The sequence below is a fragment of the Lactobacillus acetotolerans DSM 20749 = JCM 3825 genome, from assembly GCF_001436775.1.
GTDB classification, from domain to species: Bacteria; Bacillota; Bacilli; order Lactobacillales; family Lactobacillaceae; genus Lactobacillus; species Lactobacillus acetotolerans.
Genome location: NZ_AYZC01000090.1, coordinates 1 through 1,450 on the forward strand (window position 1 = coordinate 1; position 1,450 = coordinate 1,450).

1 pseudogene is annotated in these 1,450 nt (G+C 39.3%); it reads right to left on the reverse strand.

Annotated features, from left to right (window positions below):
* Positions 1–36: 36 nt before the first annotated feature.
* Positions 37–1,234, reverse strand: a pseudogene (locus tag FC77_RS08500) (IS3 family transposase); the annotation flags it as partial.
* Between the last annotated feature and the right edge of the window lie 216 nt (positions 1,235–1,450).

The following is a 1,450-nucleotide window of genomic DNA, read 5'->3' on the forward strand; positions in this document are numbered from 1 at the left end:
ATGTAGTGAGCCCAAGAAATTGGACAAACATTTGTTTTAGCTGACTAGGGCTTGATTCCGATATTCTATCGGGGTTAAGCCTTTTAGTCTGCTCTTAATCCTTTCTTGATTATAGTATTTAATATATTCTTCAATTGCTTTAGCTAATTCTTGGAGGTTGTGGTATTTATCTTCCTGATCATAGAACATTTCTGTTTTAAGCAGGCCAAAGAAGTTTTCCATCAAACCATCATCCATCGAATTGCCTTTTCTAGACATACTTTGCGTAATGCCATGCAGCTCTAGTGCTCGTTGGTAAGCCCGGCTTTGATATTGGCAGCCTTGATCAGTATGGAAAACACAAGCGTTAAGAGCCTTATGCTTGGCAAAAGCCTTGTTAAGCATAGACAGCACTAAATCCATATTTGGATGTCTGGAGATCGCATAAGAAACAATCTCACCACCACAGCCATCAAGGATTGGAGATAAATAAAGCTTTTCACCATTAAGGTGGAATTCGCTAATATCCGTGTACCATTTCATATCAGGCCGAATGGCAAAGAAATTACGGTGAATTAGATTAGGAGCAAGCTTACCAATCGTGCCTTTATAGCTGGAATACTTACGCTTGTTGCGCCGTAGACCTTTAAGACCGATTTTATGCATTAGGTAACGGATCTGCTTTTCGGTTACCTGCCAACCTTCTTTCAAAAGTTGTAAGACAATCCGGCGATAACCATAGCGGCCCTTATGATATTGATAAATCTCTTTAACTTTGCTGGTTAGTTCAGGATGTTTGATTCCTTTAACCGGTCTTGCAAGTGCATCGTAATAAGTGCTCCTGGCAATCTGTGGCAGGTCCTTGCGTTTAGAAATTACTGTTAATACGTATTCCAAGCTGACCCCCAAAGGTTTGCCTTAGTTCAGTGATTGCCTGAGCTATTTCTTTCGCTGTTTCTGATCCAAGGCGTTTAGTTTTTTTACGTAAGCATTGACGATACGCAATTCTAAGTTTTCTTGCCTGAGCTTTCGGATCTCTCTTTCCAGCTGCTTGCGGGTCTTCTGGTCGTTGTTCATGGGCAGGAATTCGTCCTTTCTTCTTGATAACGACATTATACCCGTTTTCTTTGTATGCGCGAATCCAATTATTTAAGATACCACAGCTTCTTAGACCTAATTCTAATGATAATTTAGTTATGGATTGTTGTCCTGTCAAAGCTTGTTCGATCGCCTGCTCTTTAAATTCTTTGGTAAAAGTCTCATTAGGCTGATCATAGATTCCAATCCCATAACGATCAATCAGGTGAATCATATAATCTAAACTTCCTGCATTTAATTTTCGCTGCGAGGCAATAAAGGTGACAGGTAATCCTTTCAATTTCCAATCATGATAAATTTCCAGTTTTTGTTGTTTATTTAATTTAGACATAGTAAAAGCCCCAAAAGTGTCCAACTTTTTGGGCCTATTACA